Here is an 18048-nt window from a genome sequence, read left to right on the forward strand (position 1 = left end):
ACGGGGTGGCGAGTGATGGACACGGCGACGGTGCGGGCGGTCAACGCGTTGACGGCGCGGTGGGCGGGGGTGGCGGTCACGCCGGGAAAGGGCACCGCGTTCAGCGCGGTCGGCGTCTGGCCGTTGCTGGCCTTCCTCGGCGGTGCGGCGGACGGCCCGGCCCGCGCTGAGCTCGAGCAGGCGCTCGGTGTGCCCGCGCACCGCGCCATCGAGCACGGCCGCGCGCTGCTGGAGGCGCTGGGCGCGGCCGACGGCATCGACACGGCACTGGGCGTCTGGACGAAGCGGGAGGTGCCGCTGCGCGAGGACTGGGTGGAGCGCCTTCCGCCCACCGTCGCCGGCCGGCTGACCGGCGACGCGGCCATGGACCGCAAGGAACTCGACGCCTGGGCCGCACGCAACACCGGCGGTTTGATCGAGGAGATGCCCGTCGAACTGGAAGCCTCCACGCTGATGGTGCTCGCGAGCGCGCTGTGCGTGCAGACCAGGTGGCAGCAGCCGTTCACGCCGACCACTCTGCAGCCAAAGCGCGGCCCCTGGGCGGAGCGCAAGGTCGCGGGGCTGTCCAGGTCCGGCTCCGACCTGGCTTTGCTGGGCCTCGCGGCGACCCCGGCCGGAGCGCTCACCGTCCTGGACGTCCAGGGTGCGAACGGCATCGACGTCCGGCTGCTGCTCGGCGAGGAGACTGCCGGGGCCGGTGACGTGCTCCGGGCGGGTACTGAGGTGCTGGCCGGGGCGCACGAGGTGGTACCCGGCGGGCGGCTGGCCGAGGGCATCCCGGGTCCCGGGATCGCGATCCAGAAGATCACCAGCTTCAGCTCCGACCCGCAGCTGTACACGACGACCGCGGCCTTCACCGTCAGCGACGACCACGACCTGCTGCAGCGAGCGGAGTTGTTCGGCCTCGACGCGGCCCGCGACACGAGCCGCGGTCACTTCCCGGGGGTCAGCGAGGTGCCGCTGGCGGTGGCCGGCGCCCGGCAGTCGATCACGGCCTCGTTCAGCGCGGAGGGATTCCAGGCCGCGGCCGTGACCGCCTTCGCCATGACCGCGGGCGCGGCACCGCAGAAGAAGGCGAAGTTCGTGGCCGTGACCTTCGACCGCCCCTTCGGCTTCCTCGCCGTGCACCGCGCCACCGGGCTGGTGCTGGCCGCGGGCTGGGTCACCGACCCGCACGACGCGGTCGTCGACGAGCGGTGGAGCTGGTGACCCGGCGGGCGTGTCTCAGGCGTCCGTGAGGAGCAGCTCGCGCAGTCGCGCGCGCCGCTCCTCCGTACAGCCCAGGCCCTCGGAGAGATAGCGGTCGACGGAGCCCCAGTGCTCGTCGATGGTGTCGAAGGCGGCGGTCAGGTATTCCAGCCGGGCCTCGAAGAGCGGGCTGAGGAGCTTCATGATCTCCGGGTCGATGGCGGAGCCGGTGGCGCCGTCACCGCGCTGGACCTTGTAGCGGCGGTGGGCCGCGTTGCTCTCCAGGTAGTCGGCCTCGATATCGGCGCGGTCCACGCCGAGGGCGAGCAGGATGATCGCCATCGACGTACCGGCCCGGTCCTTGCCCGCGGCGCAGTGCAGCAGGGCCGGGACGGCGGGCTCCTCGGCGAGCAGTTCCAGCATGCGGCTGTGCTGGGCGGTGCGGTCCAGGATGAGCTGCCGGTAGGCGGTGGTCATCCGCTCGGCGCCCTTGCCGTCGCCGAGGGCGTCGCGCAGCGCGTCCAGGTCGCCGTCGCGCACGGTGTGCCAGAAGTCGGCTCCGTGAGCCGGGTCGCTGAGCGGCATGTTGATGTTCTGGACGCCTGGCAGATCGACGTCGGGGCCTTCCATCCTGATGTCGTCGGCGTTGCGGAAGTCGAAGATCGTGTGCAGACCGAGGGTGGCCAGGAAGGCCGCGTCCTCGTCGGTGGTGTGCGCGAGGTGACCGCTGCGGAACAGCTTCCCCGGCCGGACCCGGCGACCGTCGGCGGCGCGGAGACCGCCCACGTCACGGAAGTTTCGGACACCGGTCAGTACCGGCTCGGCACAGGTCGCGGTGCCGGTCCCTGCTTCGGTGTCGGTGGCGGGGGTCTGCGGCAGCTGCTGGGTCACCGGCGCTCCTTCGGGTCACGGCTCAGAGCTCGGGGCTGAACCTCAGCCGACGATACGACACCGGCTCCACCGACGTACCGGCCGGTATGTGTCCGCCGCGCCATTGCCTTCGGGTTCCGCCCGCGTAACGATGTTCGGACGTGATCGGAAAAGGGGAGTTCTGATGATCGAGACGGGCGGAACCGGGCGGCTGTGGCTGCTCTCGGGTCCCGGCAGCAGCTACGCCGTGCATCTGACCGAGCGCGACGAGCTGCTTCATCTGCACTGGGGCGCCCGCATCCAGCTCGCCGACGCCGAGGCGCTGGCCGCGGAACCGCTCCCTGACGGGAGCTCCTTCGAGTCGGCGCTCGACGGCCACGAGGAGTACCCCGTCGAAGGCGGCCCGCGCTTCGTCCGGCCCGCGCTCTCGGTCCGTGACGCCACGGCGCGCGGTACCGAATGGTGCTTCGAGGAGGCCGAGACCGAGGACGACGAGCTGCGGCTGCACTTCCACGACTCCGTCCACCATCTCGACCTGACGCTGCACTACCGGGTCCGCGCGGGATCCGACGTCGTCGAGCGCTGGACCACCGCCACCCATGTGGCCAACGGACACACCGGCGCCGTCGAGTTGCTGCGCGCCGATTCCGCCGCCTGGACCCTGCCGGAACGCGACGGCTGGCGGCTGTCGCACCTGCACGGCCGCTGGGCGGCCGAGACCCGGCTGGCGAGGACCGCACTCACCGCCGGTGAGAAGGTGATCGGCAGCCGGCGCGGCCACACCGGCCACCACCACCTGCCGTGGATCGGCCTCGACGCGGGCGACGCGGGCGAGGAGCAGGGCGAGGTGTGGACCGCCGCGCTGGCCTGGTCCGGCTCCTGGCGCATCGCCGTGCAGCAGCTGCCCGACGGCCGGGTGCAGGCCACCGGTGGCGCCGGGCACGACGACGCGGGACTGGTGCTGCTCGAGCCGGGGGAGTCCTTCACCACCCCGGTCTTCGCCGGGCTCCACACGGACGGCGGCTTCGGCGCCGCCAGCCGCGCCTGGCACGCCTACCAGCTGGCCCATGTGATCCCGGACGCCGGGCAGCCGCGGCCGGTGCTCTACAACTCGTGGGAGGCGACCCGCTTCGACGTCGGCGAGGAGCAGCAGCGCGAACTCGCCCGCCGGGCCGCGGCGATGGGCGTCGAGCTCTTCGTCGTCGACGACGGCTGGTTCGGTGCCAGGACCAGCGACCGCGCCGGACTGGGCGACTGGACCGCCAACCCCGACCGGTTCCCGAACGGGCTCAAGCCGCTCGCCGACGATGTGCACGCCCTCGGCATGCGGTTCGGCATCTGGGTGGAACCGGAGATGGTCAACCCCGACAGCGACCTGTACCGAGCGCATCCGGACTGGGTGCAGCACCACACCGGACGACGGCGCACCGAGTTCCGCAACCAGCTGATCCTCAACCTCGCCCGCGAGGACGTGCGCGAGTACCTGTGGGAGCAGTTGGACGCGCTGCTGCACAGCGCCCCCGTCGACTACGTGAAGTGGGACTTCAACCGGTGCTTCACCGACGCCGGCTGGCCCGGTGAGCCGTACCCGCAGCGGCTGTGGGTCGACCATGTGCAGGGGCTGTACGGGCTGCTCGACCGGCTGCGGGCCGCACACCCCGGCGTCGCCTTCGAATCCTGCTCGGGCGGCGGCGGCCGGGTGGACCTCGGGATCCTGTCCCGTACCGACCAGGTGTGGACCTCGGACAACACCGACCCGCTGGACCGGCTGCCGATCCAGCACGGATTCAGTCAGCTGCACCCCGCCCGGGTGATGGCCGCCTGGGTCACCGACAGCCCCAACAGCATGCTCAACCACCGTGCCAGCAGCCTGCGCTTCCGCTTCGTGAGCGCCATGGCCGGGGTGCTCGGCGTCGGCGGCGACCTGACGGCGTGGAGCGAGGAGGAACTGGCCGAGGCCAAGGACTGGGTCGAGCTCTACAAGGCGATCCGGCCCGTCGTGCAGTACGGCGACCTGTACCGGCTGCGCGCGCCCGGAGACGGCGGGCTCAGCGCCGTGCAGTACGTGCGCGGCGACGAGATCGTCGTCCTCGCCTGGCTGCACTCCCAGTCCTTCGGCGAACCCCAGCCGCCGCTGCGGCTGCGCGGCCTCGACCCGGCGTCCGCCTACCGGGATCCCGCCACCGGAACCGTGCACCGCGGCGCCGTGCTGGCCACCCGCGGACTGCGGACGGGGCTGGTCGGCGACCTGGACGCGGCCGTATTCCGGCTGCGCGGAATATGACCTCGTGTTCTAAATCACGCCACGTCAACCCCCGGTTACGATGGCGTAGGTCACTTCCGGAAGGGGAGTATGGGCTGCCGTGGCTGACGATTCGAAAACAAACAACAGTGGCGCGATCGGGTCGTACACCGCGGTGGGGGACAGCTTCACCGAGGGCGTCGGCGACCCGGGTCCTGACGGCGCTTTCGTCGGCTGGGCCGACCGCCTGGCCGTTCAACTCGCCGATCGGCGCCCCGAACACGACTTCCGCTATGCCAACCTCGCCGTGCGCGGCCGGCTGCTCGACCAGATCGTGGCCGAGCAGGTACCGCGCGCCAGGGAGCTCGCACCGGACCTGGTGACGTTCTGCGCGGGCGGCAACGACATCCTCCGGCCGGGCAGCGACCCGGACGACGTGGCCGAGCGGCTGGAGGCGGCGGTCGCCGACCTCACCTCCTCGGTCGGCACGGTGCTGATCTGCACCGGCTTCGACACCCGTGACGTCCCGGTGCTGCGCCATCTCCGCGGCAAGATCGCGACGTACACGGCGCACGTCCGGTCGATCGCGGACCGCCAGGACTGCCCGGTGCTCGACCTGTGGTCGCTGCGCTCGGTGCAGGACCGGCGGGCGTGGAGCGGCGACCGGCTGCATCTGTCCCCGGAAGGCCACACCCTGGTCGCGCTGCGCGCGGCGCAGGTGCTCGGCCTTCCCGTGTGCGCCGACCCCGAGCAGGCCTGGGAGCCGGAGCCGGTACGGGCTCCGGGCGAGGTACGGCGCGACAACATCCACTGGGCCCGCGAGCACCTGGTGCCGTGGATCGGCCGCCGGTTGCGCGGCGAATCCTCCGGCGACCACGTCGAGCCCAAGCGGCCCGACCTGCTGCCGCTGTAGGCAGCGGGCGGGAGTTGCGGGCCCTCGGCCTCGGCCTGCGGGCCGTCGTCCGTAAGTAGTAGTAGGCGGCGGCGGTGCGGGGACGGTCAGGGGTGGCGGAGGGCGGGCAAGCAGGGCAGCTCGGCCCAGACCACGCGCCCCTCGCCGTCCTCGGCCGGGCCCACTCCCCAGGACTGCGCCAGGACGCTGACGAGCAGCAGTCCGCGACCGCACTCCTCGTCGACATCGGCGGTGCGGGTGCGCGGCTCGGTCCGCCCGTGCCCCTGGTCGGTGACCTCGACGCGTAGCACCCGGCCCAGCGCCAGCAGTGAACAGGTGATCTTCTCGCTGTCCGTGTGGCGGACGGCGTTGGTGAACAGCTCCGTCACCACCAGTCCCGCGTCGTCGGTGACTTCGAGATCCACACCCCAGTCCCGCAGACGCGCGCGGACGCGGCCGCGCGCATCCGCCACGGAGGCGTTCTGCGCGGGAAGCCGGAAGACGTCATAGCGGCCGGGATGGGTCGGGCCGTCATGACGCGCTACCCGGAGAGCGTCTTGGGAAGCAGCCACTCCGCAACTATGAGGGTCGCGCCGAACACATGGCAAGGTCCGATCTGTAAATTACACAATCGTCTGTACGGTCTGTTCGGTCCACTGACGGCATGGCACACTGCCTACCACCGAGGGAAGTTGGAGGAGGAGGCTCGTGGCGGAAGCACGGCCGGGAGGCGCCCCGACCGTACTGCGGGTGGTGCTCGGCAAACGACTCCAGGACCTGCGGGAGAAGGCGGGCCTCTCCTACGAGCAGGCCGGCCTGGCTCTCGATGTCACTCATGCCACGATCCGCAGGATGGAGAAGGCCGAGGTCGGCCTCAAACTGCCCTACGTCGAGAAGCTGCTGCAGACCTACGGAGTCACGTCTCCCACCGAGGTCAGCGGCTTTCTCGCGCTCACCCGCGAGGCGAACCGGCCCGGCTGGTGGCACCGCTTCCGTGACGTCCTGCCGGAGTGGTTCAGCGCCTTCGTCAGCCTGGAGGGCGAGGCCAGCATCATCCGCGCCTACGAGCCGCACTACGTGCCCGGGCTGCTGCAGACCGAGGAGTACACGCGTGCGGTGCTGTGGGCCGGCCTGCCGCACGCCTCCGTCGACGAGATCGACCGCCTGGTGGCACTGCGCCTGGAGCGCCAGGCGCTGCTCACGCGGGAGAAGGCACCCCTGCTGTGGGTCGTGATGGACGAGACGGTGCTGCGCCGTCCCATCGGCGGCGTGGACGTCATGCGCGCCCAGATCGCGCACCTGGCCGACCTCACCGAGCTCCCCAACGTCCGGCTGCAGGTCATGCCGTTCACGGCCGGCCCGCACTCCGCGATGTACGGGCCCTTCCACATCTTCCGGTTCGAGATCCAGGAACTCCCGGACATCGCCTACACCGAGAGCCTGATCGGCGGCGCGTACTTCGACGAACGCGACGACGTGTCGGCCTTCCTGGAGGCGCTGGACCGGATGTGCGCGCAGGCCGCGCCGGCACAGAGCACCAAGGCCATCCTCGGTGGCATTCGCAAGGAGATCTGACCCATGGGTCGCATATACAACGGCATGCCCGCGAAGGACCTCGGTCACGAGGGCTGGCGGAAGCCGTGGAGCGGCGGCAACGGCGGCAGCTGCGTCGAGGCCAAGAAACTGAACGACGGCCGGGTGGCGCTGCGCCAGTCCACCGACCCCGACGGCCCGGCGCTGATCTACACCGATCTTGAGATCTCCACATTCATCCGGGGCGCGAAGGCCGGCGAAGCGGACTTCCTGCTGTGACTGCCCCGACCGTGCCGAGTAACGCCGCCGTTGTCGCGGCCGAGCGAACAGAACCGAACCGGAGGACGGCGTGACCGATCAGGGATTCCCCGCCGAGAAGATAGACACGGGCCGGCCCCACCCCGCCCGCATGTACGACTTCTACCTCGGGGGCTGGGACAACTACGAGGTCGACCGGGAGGCCGCGCAGCGCGTCATCGACGCCGTCCCCGACATCATCCCCAGCGCCCGCGCGAACCGGGACTTCCTCCGGCGGGCCGTCGGCTTCCTGGTGGACAACGGCATCCGCCAGATCATCGACATCGGCACCGGCATCCCCACCTCGCCGAACACCCATGAGGTCGCGCAGGGTCTCTCCTCCGACGTGCGGGTCGCCTACGTCGACAACGACCCCATCGTCGCGACCCACGCCGGAGCCCGGCTGACCGGTTCGGGGAACACCGGCTTCTTCCTGGGCGACGTGCGCCGGCCGCGCAGCATCCTGGACCACCCGACCATCAGTGAGCTGATCGACTTCGACCAGCCGGTCGCCGTGCTCCTCGTCGCCGTACTGCACTTCATCACCGACGCGGAGGACCCGGCCGCCATCGTCGCCACCCTGCGCGACGCGCTGCCGGACGGCAGCTACCTGGTGCTGTCGCACGCCACGGCCGACTTCCACGGCGGCAGCTTCCCCGAGGTCAGCAAGATCTACAACAAGGCCACCGCGACCATGAACGTGCGGCCGCACAAGGAGATCGAGCCGTTCTTCGACGGCTTCACGCTCCTGGAACCGGGCCTGGTGCAGGTGCCCTTGTGGCGCCCGGACACCCCGCTCCCGGAACCGGCGGAGCTGAGCCGGATCGGCTTCTACGGCGGGGTCGGCCGCAAGGGCTGAGCAGGTACGAGGGTCAGGGCGGGCCGGACACGTGGGGCCGGGTCGGCCGGGATCCGCTCCAGAACGCCGCCCGCGAACGTGTCGTACAGCGGCAGCGACTCCAGATGGACGTAGCCGATGTGGCACTCGCAGACGGCGAGCGGGCACGCCCGCGGCCGCAGCGCCCTGCGGTACGAGCCGTCGTAGAGACTGCCGAGCTCGGCGGGGACGAAGTGACAGCGGCGGACGGTGCCTTCGCCGTCCACCGAGATCACCGACTCGCCGGTGCGGCAGGGCAGCCCCGCGCTGCGGTGCGGATGGCGGCTGTAGGGGAAGAGCGGGTCGATGGCCGTCCACTCGTCCGCCTCGGCGTCGGTGTACGTGTGACCCTCGGCCGCGTTGATCCACAGGTAGACATGCGCGGGGAGATCGGCGCGCAGCCGCCGGGCCTCGACGAGGTGCTCGGGGAGGCCGACGACGCCCACGCTGTGCCGGACCGAGCGGTCCGCCAGATCCCGGCACTTGCCGAGGAACCGGTCGTACGGCGTCTGGCCGGGGTGGTACGTGCACCACAGGGCGAGGGTGCCGGGGTCGGCGTCCTCCAGCCAGTCGGTGCGGCAGCTGAGGTTGGTCTGGATCGCCACCCGCCGGATGTGCGGCAGGTGGCTCAGCTCCGCGAGGGTGCGCCGGTACCAGGAGCGCACCAGGCCCTCGCCCCAGGGCGTGAAGAGCAGCGACAGCCGGTCACCCGTCTGTGCCGTGGCCCAGCCGGCGAAGCGCTCCAGGGCGGCGCGGTCGGCGCGCAACTGCTCGCGGCTGTCGCGGCGCTTGGCGAACGGGCAGTAGGGGCAGTCGTAGTCGCAGCTCGCGAGCGGGCCGCGGTAGAGGATCGACAGATCCATCGGGGTCTGCGAGACATCTGGGTTGTCCGGTTGGGGCTTCATTTCGCGTCGTACTCGGCCATGAGGGCGCGGACGGGGTCCGAGAACAGCGCGGGGCCGACCGCGTCGGAGTGCGCCAGCCCTTCCGCGGACAGCCGCAGCCGCTCGGGGGCGGCCGCACCGTCGAGCCAGCCCGCGGCGGCGAACCGGCCGAGTTCGACGGGGAAGTCCTGCTCGGGGCCGGTGCCGAAACGTGCCCGGTAGTCGTCCACCGGCATGCCCTCGGCCTGGAGCAGCGACTGCAGCAGATGGCGGCGGCGGGGCTCGTCCCCGTTCATCCGCCGGCCGAACTCGGCGACGGCGAACTGCTGGGCGGAACGGGTGGTGTAGTCGTCGATGATCGACCGGATCTCACTCATGCCGACCGCGTAGTCGAACGAGTAGTGCAGTGCGGAGGTGTACGAGCGGGCGCCGCAGCCGAGGCCGATCATGCCGTCGGTCTGGCACGCGTAGTCCTCTCCGCCGGTGGCGGGCGCGCCCCGGCGGCGGAACATCCGCATCGACACCTGCTCGTAGCCCCGGTCGAGGAGGTGGTCACGGCCGAACCGGTACAGGCGCAGCCGCTGCTCGTCCCAGGCCGTCTCCGCGTCGGCCGTTCCCGCGCCGGTGCCGGTGTCCGTGCTGCCGCCGAGGCGGCCGAGGCCGGTCAGCGGGCGTACGTAGAGCGGATAGAGGTACAGCTCCTCGGGCTGCCAGGCGAGCGCGGCGTCCAGGGACCGTTGCCAACTGCGCTCGGTCTGACCGTCGATGCCGTAGATCAGGTCGATGTTGAGGACGGGGATGCGGGCGTCGCGGATCCGGGACAGCGCCGCCTCGACGTCGGCGCGCCGCTGCGGGCGGACCGCCGCGCGCGCCTCGGTGTCATCGAAGCTCTGCACTCCGAGGCTCAGGCGGGTCGTGCCGCGGTCGGCGAGGACCGCCAGCCGGTCGGCGGTCGCCGTGGCCGGCGACGCCTCGACCGACAACGGGATCGCCCGCAGGTCGGCGCCCATGCGCAGTTCGGCGATGTCGCAGAGCCGCTGCAGCTCGCCGGCGTCCAGGAACGTCGGTGTCCCGCCGCCGAAGGCCGCCGCCGCGAAGCGCGGTTCGCCGCCGGCCGCGTCGAGCGCCTCACGGACCGCGCCCGCCTGGCGCTCCAGGGCGTCGAGATAGCGGGTGGTCAACCCCTCGGGGGCGCCGATCCGGGTGAAGAGGTTGCAGAAACCGCACCGCACCTCGCAGAACGGTATGTGGGCGTACAGGGAGAGCGTGCCCACCGGTTCGCCCGCCCACAGGTCACGCAGTGGTGGGCGGTCCTCCAGCTTCCGGTACGCGGTCTTGTGCGGGTAGGCATAGACGTAGCTCTCGTACGGCCGGGTGCCTGTGCCTGTGCCTGTGTCGATGGAGGTCGCGGGGTCGATCGTCGTGGTGCTCATCGCTGTGCCTCGGCCTCAAGGAAGAAGTGGGCGTAGGGGACGGTCCAGACGGCCTCATGGCCGAGCCGGTGGCCGGTGAAGCCGTCGTCGCCGTACGTGGTGCCATGGTCGGAGCAGACGATCGCGAAGCAGCGGCGGCGGCTGCTCGCCGCCGTGAACAGCCGGCCGATGTGCCGGTCCACGTACTCCAGCGCGGCGGCGTGCGTCGCGCGGGAGTCGCCCGCCTCGCGGGTGGCGCCGGGCAGATGGAACCAGTTGGGCTGGTGCAGTGCCGAGACGTTCACGAAGAGGAAGAGCCGCTGCTCGTCGGGCAGCCCGGCGACGACCTCCTCGGCGCGGGCGATCTGCGCCTCGAAGGAGGTGGGGGAGGGCACGCCGAACTCCGGCTCCCAGTGGCTCTCCTGGAACATCCCGGGCAGCACGGAACCCAGTGGCGCCTGTTTGTTGAAGAAGCCGACGCCGCCGATGCACACCGTCCGGTACCCGGCCGCCGCCAGACCCGACACCAGGTCCGGTGTGTCGAACACATAGGTGCCGTCCGCTGTCGTCTCACTGCCGGCGAAGCGGGCCGCGAAGAGCCGCGGATGCGGTCCCGGGGTGGCCGGAGTCGGCAGGAAACCGGCGAAGATGGCCTGGTGGGAGGCGTAGGTGAAGCTACCCGGCGCATGCCGCCGCTCCCAGCCGCCGGTGGGCAGATGGGCGGCGAGATGCGGGATCCGGCCCGCGGCCGCCAGCTCCTGGGCCACGTCGTAGCGCAGCGTGTCCAGGGTGACGAGCAGCAGGTCGTGACTGCCCACGATCTCGTTCATCTCAAGCGGCGGCTGTGGCACGGTGGCGCTCCCTGCGTAGAACGGCGGCCACCTGGGCGGCGTAGGTGTCCTGCTCCTCGGCACCGCTGCCGGGCAGGCCCGTCAGACGCGGCAGCAGGTCGCCGAAGGCGTTGACCTCGCCGACGGCGAAGCGCCGCCAGCCGGTGCCGGGCAGTACGTCGACCCCGACGCAGAGTGTCCCGGGGAAGCAGGCCGCGGCCTGTTCGGCGATGCCCGTCACCGTTTCCCAGCCGAGTCCGGCCGCTTCGGTGGCGGCGCGCGCCGCCGCGAGGTCCCCGCGGGCGCCGCCGAGATGGAGATTGGTCATCGGGGAGCGGCTGGTGCGCACCACCGCGTGGGTCGCCCTGCCGTCCACCACGACGACCCGCAGATCGGCGGCCCTGCCGTGCTGCGCGGCCTTGGGCAGCCAGCGCTCCACCTGCAGACCGTCCCCGGCCAGCGTGTCCACCATGGGGGCGACCTCGCGCTCGTCCTCGTAGCGACGTACGCGCAGCGAGTTGAAGAGCCGTCCGTCGGTGGTCCGCTCCACCGACGTCGTCGCCCTGAGCCGGCCGGGCCCGCCGAACTCGAGGGCGATCACGCCCGACGCGGACGAGCCGTGCGCGGGCTTGACGAAGGCGCGCGGCATGCGCGCCGCGCGCAACTGCTCCCTGAGGTCGTCCCAGCCGTGCACGGGCGCGGTGAGCGCCGGCGGTACCGGAACGCAGGCCGCCAGCAGCCGGGCGTGGCAGCGCCGCTTGTCGAACAGCACGGCGACGTCCTGCGGATCGTCGAGCAGGGTGGCGCCCGCCTCCACCGCGGCCCGCGCCACCTCCCGTACCGCGTCGGTGAACCGCCGGTACCAGACGGCACTGCCCTCGACTCGGGTCGGATCGCCGCCGCCGCGCAGTGCTCGGTCGACCTCGGGGTCCTCGCCGGGGGAGTCCACCCGCACGACCTCGCCCGGCGTGAACCCGTACGCCCCGCGCAGCACATCGCGCCAGGCCACGATCCGGGGCGCGGGGAGCCCAGCGGCCCGCACGGCGTCGGCGAACATCGTCACCCGGCGGTTGCCGGGATTCCCGACGACGGCGAAACGGACTTCGGAGCGGACAGCGGAGCTACTCGGAGACGGCGACATAGCGCCACTCCTCGTCATCGCCCTCATCCTCCGGGCTCTCCTGCTCGGAGAGGTCCACCGTCACCCCGGCGGCGCCCAGTTCACTGCTGACGCGCTCCATGACCGCGTCGCTCAGGTAGTGGTGACTCAGGTCGAGACGGGTCAGATGGGTGAGCGGCTGACCGCCGAGCAGGGCGGCAGCACCTTCGTCGCTGAGCACACCCATCGAGAGATCGAGCGAGGTGAGCTGGGCGACGACCGGGGCGGCGGCCACGGCCGCGGCGATCTCGTCCTGCAGTTCGCTGTTCTGCAGCCCGAGATGGCGCAGGGCCGGGAAGCGGCCGCCGGCCAGCAACGGGGCGAGGTCCGCGACCGTGGAGTCCCCGCCGTACTCCTCGACGCCCAGCCACAACTCCAGGTGTTCCAGGGCGGGGAGCTCGCTCGCGGCCACCGCGCGCACGACGTTTCCCGGCAGCCCGCCGGACTCGAACCGCAGCACGCGCAGCGCGGTGTGCCGCACGGGGGCCAGGACCAGGGCGTCGTCCCCGGTGTTGCCGCCGCGCACGCCCAGCTCCTCCAGGAGCGGGAAGGCCTCCAGCACGGGCGTGATGTCGGCCATCAGAAGCCAGGAGATCTCGCAGGACTCGCCCTCCACATCGGCGAGGAACAGCGCGCGCAGACCGGGCAGCCGGGCCGCGTCGGCGACGATCAGCTCCACCACCGGGCCCAGACTCGTGTAGTCGCCGTCCCACCATGATCCGATCACCAGGGCGGTGACCCGCTCGGTGTCCACCGTGTCCAGGAAGCCGCGCCACAGTTCGGGGAACGCCGCGTCGGCGCCGTAGCCGCATTCCAGCCCCCAGGCGACGCTGTCCGCGGCCGGGAGGCCGGATGCGGCGCCGACCGGATGCGTCAGCGTGTGAACCGGCAGGCCGGCGAAGGTGTCCCTCATTCCGCCACCGCCGTGAAGCGGTGCACGACACCGTCGTTGTTCCAGCTGCGGCCCGGTTCCGACAGGTCGACCTCGACGCCGGCGGGCACCAGCGTGTCGCGCAGGCGTGCGGCGATCGGGTCGCTGAGGAAGTGGTGGTGCAGGTCGAGCCACTGCAGATGGGTGAGCGGCTGGCCTTCCAGCAGCGCGGTCGCACCCTCGTCGGTGAGAACGCCCAGGGACAGGTCGAGGGAGCTGAGCCGGGCCACCACCGGAGCGGCGGCGACCGCGGCGGCGATCTCGTCCTGGATCTCGCTGTTGCGCAGGCCCAGATGGTGCAGCGCGGGGAAGCCGCCGCCGGCCAGGATCGGGGCGAGATCGGCGAGGGTGGCGGTGCCGCTGTACTCCTCGACGCCGAGCCACAGTTCCAGATATTCCAGCGCGGGCAGCTCGCTCGCCGCGATGCCTCGGACGACCTCGGCGGGCAGACCGCCGGCCTCGAACGTCAGGGTGCGCAGGTGCTCGTGCCGCACCGCCGGGAACAGCAGGCCGGTGCCGCCACGGGCGCCGAACTCCCGCAGCTCCGGATAGGCCGCCAGGACGGGAGTGACGTCGGACTGCTCGATCCAGGAGATCTCGGCCTGCTCCTGCTCCAGGTCGCCGATGAACACGGCCTCCAGTGCGGTCAGCTGGTCCTTGGCGTCGACGAGGTCCTCGACGATCCCGGTGGAGTCGTCCTCGTAGGCCTCGCCCCACTGGCCGATGATGATCGCCCGCACCCGGGAAGGATCCACCGTGTCCAGGAACCGGTCCCAGACATCCCCGAACTCCTCGTCGGAGTCGTCGTCGTAGGGATCCGCGGCGAGCCGCCAGGCGACGGTCTCCGGCGCGGGCAGTTCGTCCTTGCTGTCGGGCCCGGGGAAGTCGAAGGCAGGAAGGCCGTGCAACTCCTGCAGATGCTCTACGGCTGACATGACGCTGGTCTCCTGACACGGGCGGGACTGGCCTGACGACTGATCTGGGCAAAGTTCTACCAAGCCGCACTGACAACGCGGACGGCGGGCGTTGTCAGACCGGCCACGTAGCTTCTGGACATCGGCGGCCGCAGGGTGCGGACGGCGGAGGGGAGCGTGCTGTGTACCGGCAGGGGGACGTGTTGATCATGCCGTTGGAGGCGGGGGAACCGCCGCGCGGAGTCGAGGCGTTGGCGCGCCAGCCACGGGACGGACGGGGACGGCTGGTGCTCGCGCTGGGCGAGGTGACCGGTCACGCGCACGCGGTCGTCGGGCCCGGCACCCTGGTCCGCGAGCCCGGTCCGTTCGGTGACGCGTTCCTCCATCTCCCGGACGGCGGGCGGGTGGTGCACGAGGAGCACGCGGCCATAGCGCTGCCCAAGGGCTGGTTCCGGGTGGTGCGGCAGCGCGAGTACGCGCCCGGCGCCGTGCGCGTCGTGGCGGACTGAGGTGCGCGGCGGTGCCGCGCGACCGGCGGGGGGAGTTCAAGTGACCGAGGACGAGGGGCGGGGACGGACGGAATGACGACGGCACTGGAGACGGCGGCGCGGTGGCGGGCGATCGCGGCGGAGACCGGGGCGGCGGACCGCGCCGCGGCGGAGGCGGGGATACAGCTCGCGTACTGGCAGGCCGGACTCCCGGCACCGGAGCGCGTGGTGTGGACCGGCTCGCCGCTGGAGGCCGCCGCGACCGCGATGCGGCTGGTGGCTGAGGACGGAACGGGGCGCTGCGTGCGGGACGCGGTGCGCACCCGCCCATGGGCGGCGGAGCGGCAGCGCCGGCATGCGGCGCTCGGACCCGCGGGCTGGGCCGAGCGGTGGGCACTGACGGGCGGCCAGCTGTGGGACTCGACGGCTTCGCTCGCCGACCGGATCCGCGTGGGTGTGGTGGAGGCGCTCAGCGAGGAGCCCGCGGACGCGGCCGCCGTCCGCCTGGTGCTGCTGGACGCGGTGCTCGGCCAGCAGGACGCGGCGTGGCTGGCCGCCTTCGACGAGGAGGCCGGGACGCTCGAAGGCGTCTCGGCGGTGGCCCGCGCCGCCGGCTGGTGGTGGCCGTACGAGCGGGTCGTGGTGATAGCGGAGCGGCCGGTGGAACTGCACCGGGACGAGGCGGGCCGGCTGGACCGGGGCGACGGGCCCGCGCTCGCCTTCCCCGACGGCTTCGCCCTGCACGCCTGGCGCGGTATGCCGGTGCCTGCCGCGTTCCTCGCCGGCCTCGCGGACCTCACCCCGGCCCGGATACGGACCGAGGAGAACGCGGAGCTGCGCCGCGTGATGCTGGAGTACTACGGCTACGACCGCTACCTCGCGGAGTCAGGTGCCAAGCCGGTGGCCCGGGACGAGACCGGGATCCTGTGGCGCATCGAGCTGGACGACGACGAGGCGGTGGTGATGGTCGAGGTGGTCAATTCCACCCCGGAGCCGGACGGCACCCACCGGACGTACTGGCTGCGCGTCCCGCCGCGGACCAGGACCGCCCGGGAGGGCGTCGCCTGGACCTTCGGGCTGGACGCGGACAGCTATCTGCCCGAGCGGCAGACCTGAGCGGGTGAGGAGAGGCCGGGTGATTTGCCTCTCAGACAAAACATTTGCCCGAGAGGCAAGGGATGCTGTTCCATCAAGGGCATGGACACCGATATCGCGTCCGCGGAGACGCTGGTCCTCGCCCCCCGGCTGAAGGAACAGCGCCGCCGTACCGGCCTCACCCTGGAGGCCGCCGCCCGGCGGCTCGAACTCTCCGCCGCGCATCTGTCGCGGATGGAATCCGGGCTCCGGCAGCCGTCGCTTCCCGTACTGCTCGGGCTGGCCCGGCTGTACGGCACGACCGTCTCGGACCTGCTGGGGGAGACGACCGCCGAACCGTTCCCCATCGTACGCGGCGACAGCATGGCACCGGTGCCCGCCGGAGGCTGGACGTACTGGCGGGCCGGCGGCACCGGCCGGGCCATGCAGGCGCTGCGGGTCCATGTACCGCCCGAGGCGCAGGACCGGCTGGTCCGCGTGCACCCCGGTGAGGAGTGGCTCTACGTCACCGGCGGCCGGCTGCGGCTCACCCTCGGGGAGAACACCCATCTGCTGGACACCGGCGACGCGGCGCACTTCGACTCGCTGGTGCCGCACCGCCTCGCCGCCGCCTCCCCCGAAGGGGTCGACCTGCTCTTCCTGCACACCCTCATGCAGAGCGAGGCGGCCGGCCTGTGCGTCACCCCGCAGGACACGCAGGACCCGAAGAGAGCGGATACCCCGAAATGAACGACACCGCCCCCACCGAAGCCACCCCCAGCGGCACTGACGGCACCGGCACCACCCCGGTCCGTGCCGCCGTCACCAACACCGCCACCGGCCGCCCGCGCCACGAACCGCTCGCCCCGGAGCTGCGTACCAGCGAGGGCAGCGAGCGGCGCAAGGAACGGGCCGTGGTCCTGCGCGTTCTGGTCTACGTCGTCGTCGCCCACCTGCTGGCCGGATTCGTCTGGCTGCTGTTCGTACTCGGCGCGCACGGCAACTGAGCCGCACCGTCACCAGCCGCGCTTGGCTCCCGACTCCGTGAGCGTGACGCCGCTGAACTCGGTGATGAAACCGGCGCCGAGGGCCCGGGACGGCGTCTGCGACCCGTGCGGCAGACCGGCGAGCCGGGGCATGATCCGCAGCACCGACTCGACGGTCAGCTCGTAGCTGTTCGGCATCGTCACCGTCGCCTGCGCGCTGCGCCCCTCCGGGTCGCTCGCCCGCGCCCACGCCTCGGAACGCGTTCCGGCCAGCGCTTTCGCGCTGGGTCCGCGCACCAGCGCGCCGACGGCGGCGTGGGCCAGGATCCGCGCCGGTCGCAGCCGCATCACCTTGCTGAAGGCCGCGGCACCGGGCGGCAGCGGCATGTAGGTGGTGATGTTGGGGATGGCCGTCGAGTGGAAGGCGGTACTGACGTCACCCCAGGGGATGGAGGTGACCATCCGCGGTCCCGAGGGGAACGCCGCCCTGGTCCGGCGCCAGCCCATCGGCACCGCGCTGATCGTGCCGTCGATACGGGCCCGCCCACCGTCGGGCAGCCCCTCGATCGCGGTCCTGGCGGTGCCCGGGCTGGCGGTCCCGCCGACCAGGATCGCCAGGTCGAGACGGTTCGCGGCGGGCAGGGCCGCGGCGACGGTGGCGGCCAGGCAGTCGGTCGGCACGACGTCGAAGCCGGCGCCCGGCAGCAGGACGACCTGGGCGGCGCGGGCCTGCCCGTCAAGGGCGTGCAGCTGCTCGAAGACATCGATCTCGCCGGTGATGTCCAGATAGTGCGTGCCGGTCTCGATGCAGGCGAGCGCCATCGGCAGCGCCGTCGCCGAGAACGGCCCCGCGCAGTGGGCGACCGACTCGACGCCCTCCAGCGCCCGCCGCAGCGCGACCGGATCGGAAAGGCCGAAAATGCGGTGCTCGAGACCGAGTTCCGCCGCCAGCGGCGCTACCTTGGCGATGCTGCGGCCGGCCAGTACCACCCGTTCACCACGGGCCGCGGCCCGCCGGGCGATCAGGCGTCCGGTATATCCGGTGGCGCCGTACAGCATCCAGGTCATGGAACACGTCCTTCCTGAGAGCGGTCCGGCGTCCCGCCGCCGGTATTGCAGTGTGTCGTACGTGGCCGGGCATGCGAGGCTTGGCCCGTAACCGAACGAAACCAGGAGGCCCCCATGACTGCCGAGGCATCAGACCAAGAGGCGACCGAGGCGACCGAGGTGCCCGGCGCTGCGGACGCGTCCGCCGCGGCCGAGCCGGCCGAGGACGAGGTCAAGCGCAAGTTCCGTGAAGCCCTGGAGCGGAAGCGCGGAGGCAACCAGAGCGCCGCTGCCGCCGGCGGCGGACCGGACAGCTCGAAGATCCACGGTGCCCACGGGCGAGCCGGCGGACAGCGCGAGTTCCGCCGCAAGAGCGGTGGCTGATCCGTACGACCCGTACCCCTCCTTGCCCACGGCCGCAGGG

General features: G+C 72.1%; 20 protein-coding genes. 11 read left to right on the top strand and 9 right to left on the bottom strand.

Features of this window, described 5'->3' with window-relative positions:
• Positions 1-15 precede the first annotated feature (15 nt).
• Entirely contained in the window at positions 16-1209 is a 1194-nt protein-coding gene (locus tag C8250_RS33640) for a serpin family protein (RefSeq protein WP_138358826.1), read from the top strand.
• 15 nt (positions 1210-1224) lie between these two features.
• On the opposite strand, the gene C8250_RS33645 is transcribed toward C8250_RS33640, so the two are convergent.
• Positions 1225-2067, bottom strand: coding sequence for a tyrosine-protein phosphatase (locus C8250_RS33645; protein ID WP_138358834.1), 843 nt, complete (start codon positions 2065-2067; stop codon positions 1225-1227).
• 175 nt (positions 2068-2242) lie between these two features.
• Here C8250_RS33645 and C8250_RS33650 point away from each other — a divergent pair, with 175 nt between their 5' ends.
• Together C8250_RS33650 and C8250_RS33655 are read left to right on the top strand one after the other, a co-directional pair.
• Positions 2243-4342, top strand: a complete 2100-nt coding sequence (locus C8250_RS33650; RefSeq protein WP_138358828.1) for an alpha-galactosidase — start codon at positions 2243-2245, stop codon at positions 4340-4342.
• Positions 4343-4421: 79 nt separating this feature from the next.
• On the top strand, positions 4422-5213 hold the full coding sequence (locus C8250_RS33655) for an SGNH/GDSL hydrolase family protein (protein ID WP_138358830.1): 792 nt from the start codon (positions 4422-4424) through the stop codon (positions 5211-5213).
• An 86-nt stretch (positions 5214-5299) separates the two neighbouring features.
• Here the strand turns inward: C8250_RS33655 and C8250_RS33660 are convergent, their stop codons facing one another.
• Entirely contained in the window at positions 5300-5764 is a 465-nt protein-coding gene (locus C8250_RS33660; RefSeq protein WP_138358234.1) for an ATP-binding protein, read from the bottom strand.
• Between the two features lie 136 nt (positions 5765-5900).
• Here C8250_RS33660 and C8250_RS33665 point away from each other — a divergent pair, with 136 nt between their 5' ends.
• From C8250_RS33665 to C8250_RS33675, 3 genes are all read left to right on the top strand, one after another.
• On the top strand, positions 5901-6767 hold the full coding sequence (locus C8250_RS33665) for a helix-turn-helix transcriptional regulator (RefSeq protein ID WP_138358236.1): 867 nt from the start codon (positions 5901-5903) through the stop codon (positions 6765-6767).
• 3 nt (positions 6768-6770) lie between these two features.
• The gene (locus C8250_RS33670; RefSeq protein ID WP_138358238.1) at positions 6771-7004 is read left to right on the top strand and encodes a DUF397 domain-containing protein; all 234 of its coding nucleotides are present in this window, start codon (positions 6771-6773) and stop codon (positions 7002-7004) included.
• Between the two features lie 70 nt (positions 7005-7074).
• Complete coding sequence (locus tag C8250_RS33675) at positions 7075-7881, top strand: SAM-dependent methyltransferase (RefSeq protein ID WP_138358240.1); 807 nt, start codon at positions 7075-7077, stop codon at positions 7879-7881.
• Here C8250_RS33675 and C8250_RS33680 read toward each other — a convergent pair.
• Genes C8250_RS33680 through C8250_RS33705 form a run of 6 tightly spaced genes read right to left on the bottom strand, consistent with a single transcriptional unit; the run spans position 7854 to position 14050 of the window.
• A complete protein-coding gene (locus C8250_RS33680) occupies positions 7854-8762 on the bottom strand; it encodes an STM4011 family radical SAM protein (protein ID WP_138358242.1) in 909 nt (302 codons plus the stop codon). The genes C8250_RS33675 and C8250_RS33680 overlap by 28 nt on opposite strands.
• A gap of 38 nt (positions 8763-8800) precedes the next feature.
• Positions 8801-10216 (bottom strand): STM4012 family radical SAM protein, encoded by a 1416-nt coding sequence (locus C8250_RS33685; RefSeq protein ID WP_138358244.1) that lies wholly within the window; start codon positions 10214-10216, stop codon positions 8801-8803.
• Positions 10213-11025 (bottom strand): STM4013/SEN3800 family hydrolase, encoded by an 813-nt coding sequence (locus tag C8250_RS33690; protein WP_138358290.1) that lies wholly within the window; start codon positions 11023-11025, stop codon positions 10213-10215. Before C8250_RS33690 ends, C8250_RS33685 begins: the two co-directional genes overlap by 4 nt.
• Position 11026: 1 nt before the next feature.
• The gene (locus C8250_RS33695) at positions 11027-12166 is read right to left on the bottom strand and encodes an STM4014 family protein (protein WP_138358246.1); all 1140 of its coding nucleotides are present in this window, start codon (positions 12164-12166) and stop codon (positions 11027-11029) included.
• Positions 12147-13097, bottom strand: coding sequence for an STM4015 family protein (locus tag C8250_RS33700; protein WP_138358248.1), 951 nt, complete (start codon positions 13095-13097; stop codon positions 12147-12149). The genes C8250_RS33695 and C8250_RS33700 overlap by 20 nt, the downstream gene beginning before the upstream one ends.
• Complete coding sequence (locus C8250_RS33705; protein ID WP_138358250.1) at positions 13094-14050, bottom strand: STM4015 family protein; 957 nt, start codon at positions 14048-14050, stop codon at positions 13094-13096. Before C8250_RS33705 ends, C8250_RS33700 begins: the two co-directional genes overlap by 4 nt.
• A gap of 161 nt (positions 14051-14211) precedes the next feature.
• Here C8250_RS33705 and C8250_RS33710 point away from each other — a divergent pair, with 161 nt between their 5' ends.
• From C8250_RS33710 to C8250_RS33725, 4 genes are all read left to right on the top strand, one after another.
• Positions 14212-14538, top strand: a complete 327-nt coding sequence (locus C8250_RS33710) for a hypothetical protein (protein ID WP_138358252.1) — start codon at positions 14212-14214, stop codon at positions 14536-14538.
• A 72-nt stretch (positions 14539-14610) separates the two neighbouring features.
• The gene (locus C8250_RS33715) at positions 14611-15633 is read left to right on the top strand and encodes a DUF6745 domain-containing protein (RefSeq protein ID WP_138358254.1); all 1023 of its coding nucleotides are present in this window, start codon (positions 14611-14613) and stop codon (positions 15631-15633) included.
• 81 nt (positions 15634-15714) lie between these two features.
• Positions 15715-16341, top strand: a complete 627-nt coding sequence (locus tag C8250_RS33720) for an XRE family transcriptional regulator (protein WP_138358256.1) — start codon at positions 15715-15717, stop codon at positions 16339-16341.
• On the top strand, positions 16338-16598 hold the full coding sequence (locus tag C8250_RS33725) for a DUF6126 family protein (protein ID WP_138358258.1): 261 nt from the start codon (positions 16338-16340) through the stop codon (positions 16596-16598). Before C8250_RS33720 ends, C8250_RS33725 begins: the two co-directional genes overlap by 4 nt.
• A 9-nt stretch (positions 16599-16607) precedes the next feature.
• On the opposite strand, the gene C8250_RS33730 is transcribed toward C8250_RS33725, so the two are convergent.
• On the bottom strand, positions 16608-17645 hold the full coding sequence (locus C8250_RS33730) for a saccharopine dehydrogenase NADP-binding domain-containing protein (RefSeq protein ID WP_138358260.1): 1038 nt from the start codon (positions 17643-17645) through the stop codon (positions 16608-16610).
• A gap of 114 nt (positions 17646-17759) precedes the next feature.
• On the opposite strand from C8250_RS33730, the gene C8250_RS33735 reads away from it, so the two are divergent.
• Positions 17760-18008 (top strand): DUF5302 domain-containing protein, encoded by a 249-nt coding sequence (locus C8250_RS33735; protein ID WP_138358262.1) that lies wholly within the window; start codon positions 17760-17762, stop codon positions 18006-18008.
• Positions 18009-18048: the final 40 nt, after the last annotated feature.

It is taken from the genome of Streptomyces sp. So13.3, from assembly GCF_005860785.2.
Lineage (GTDB): Bacteria > Actinomycetota > Actinomycetes > Streptomycetales > Streptomycetaceae > Actinacidiphila > Actinacidiphila fildesensis.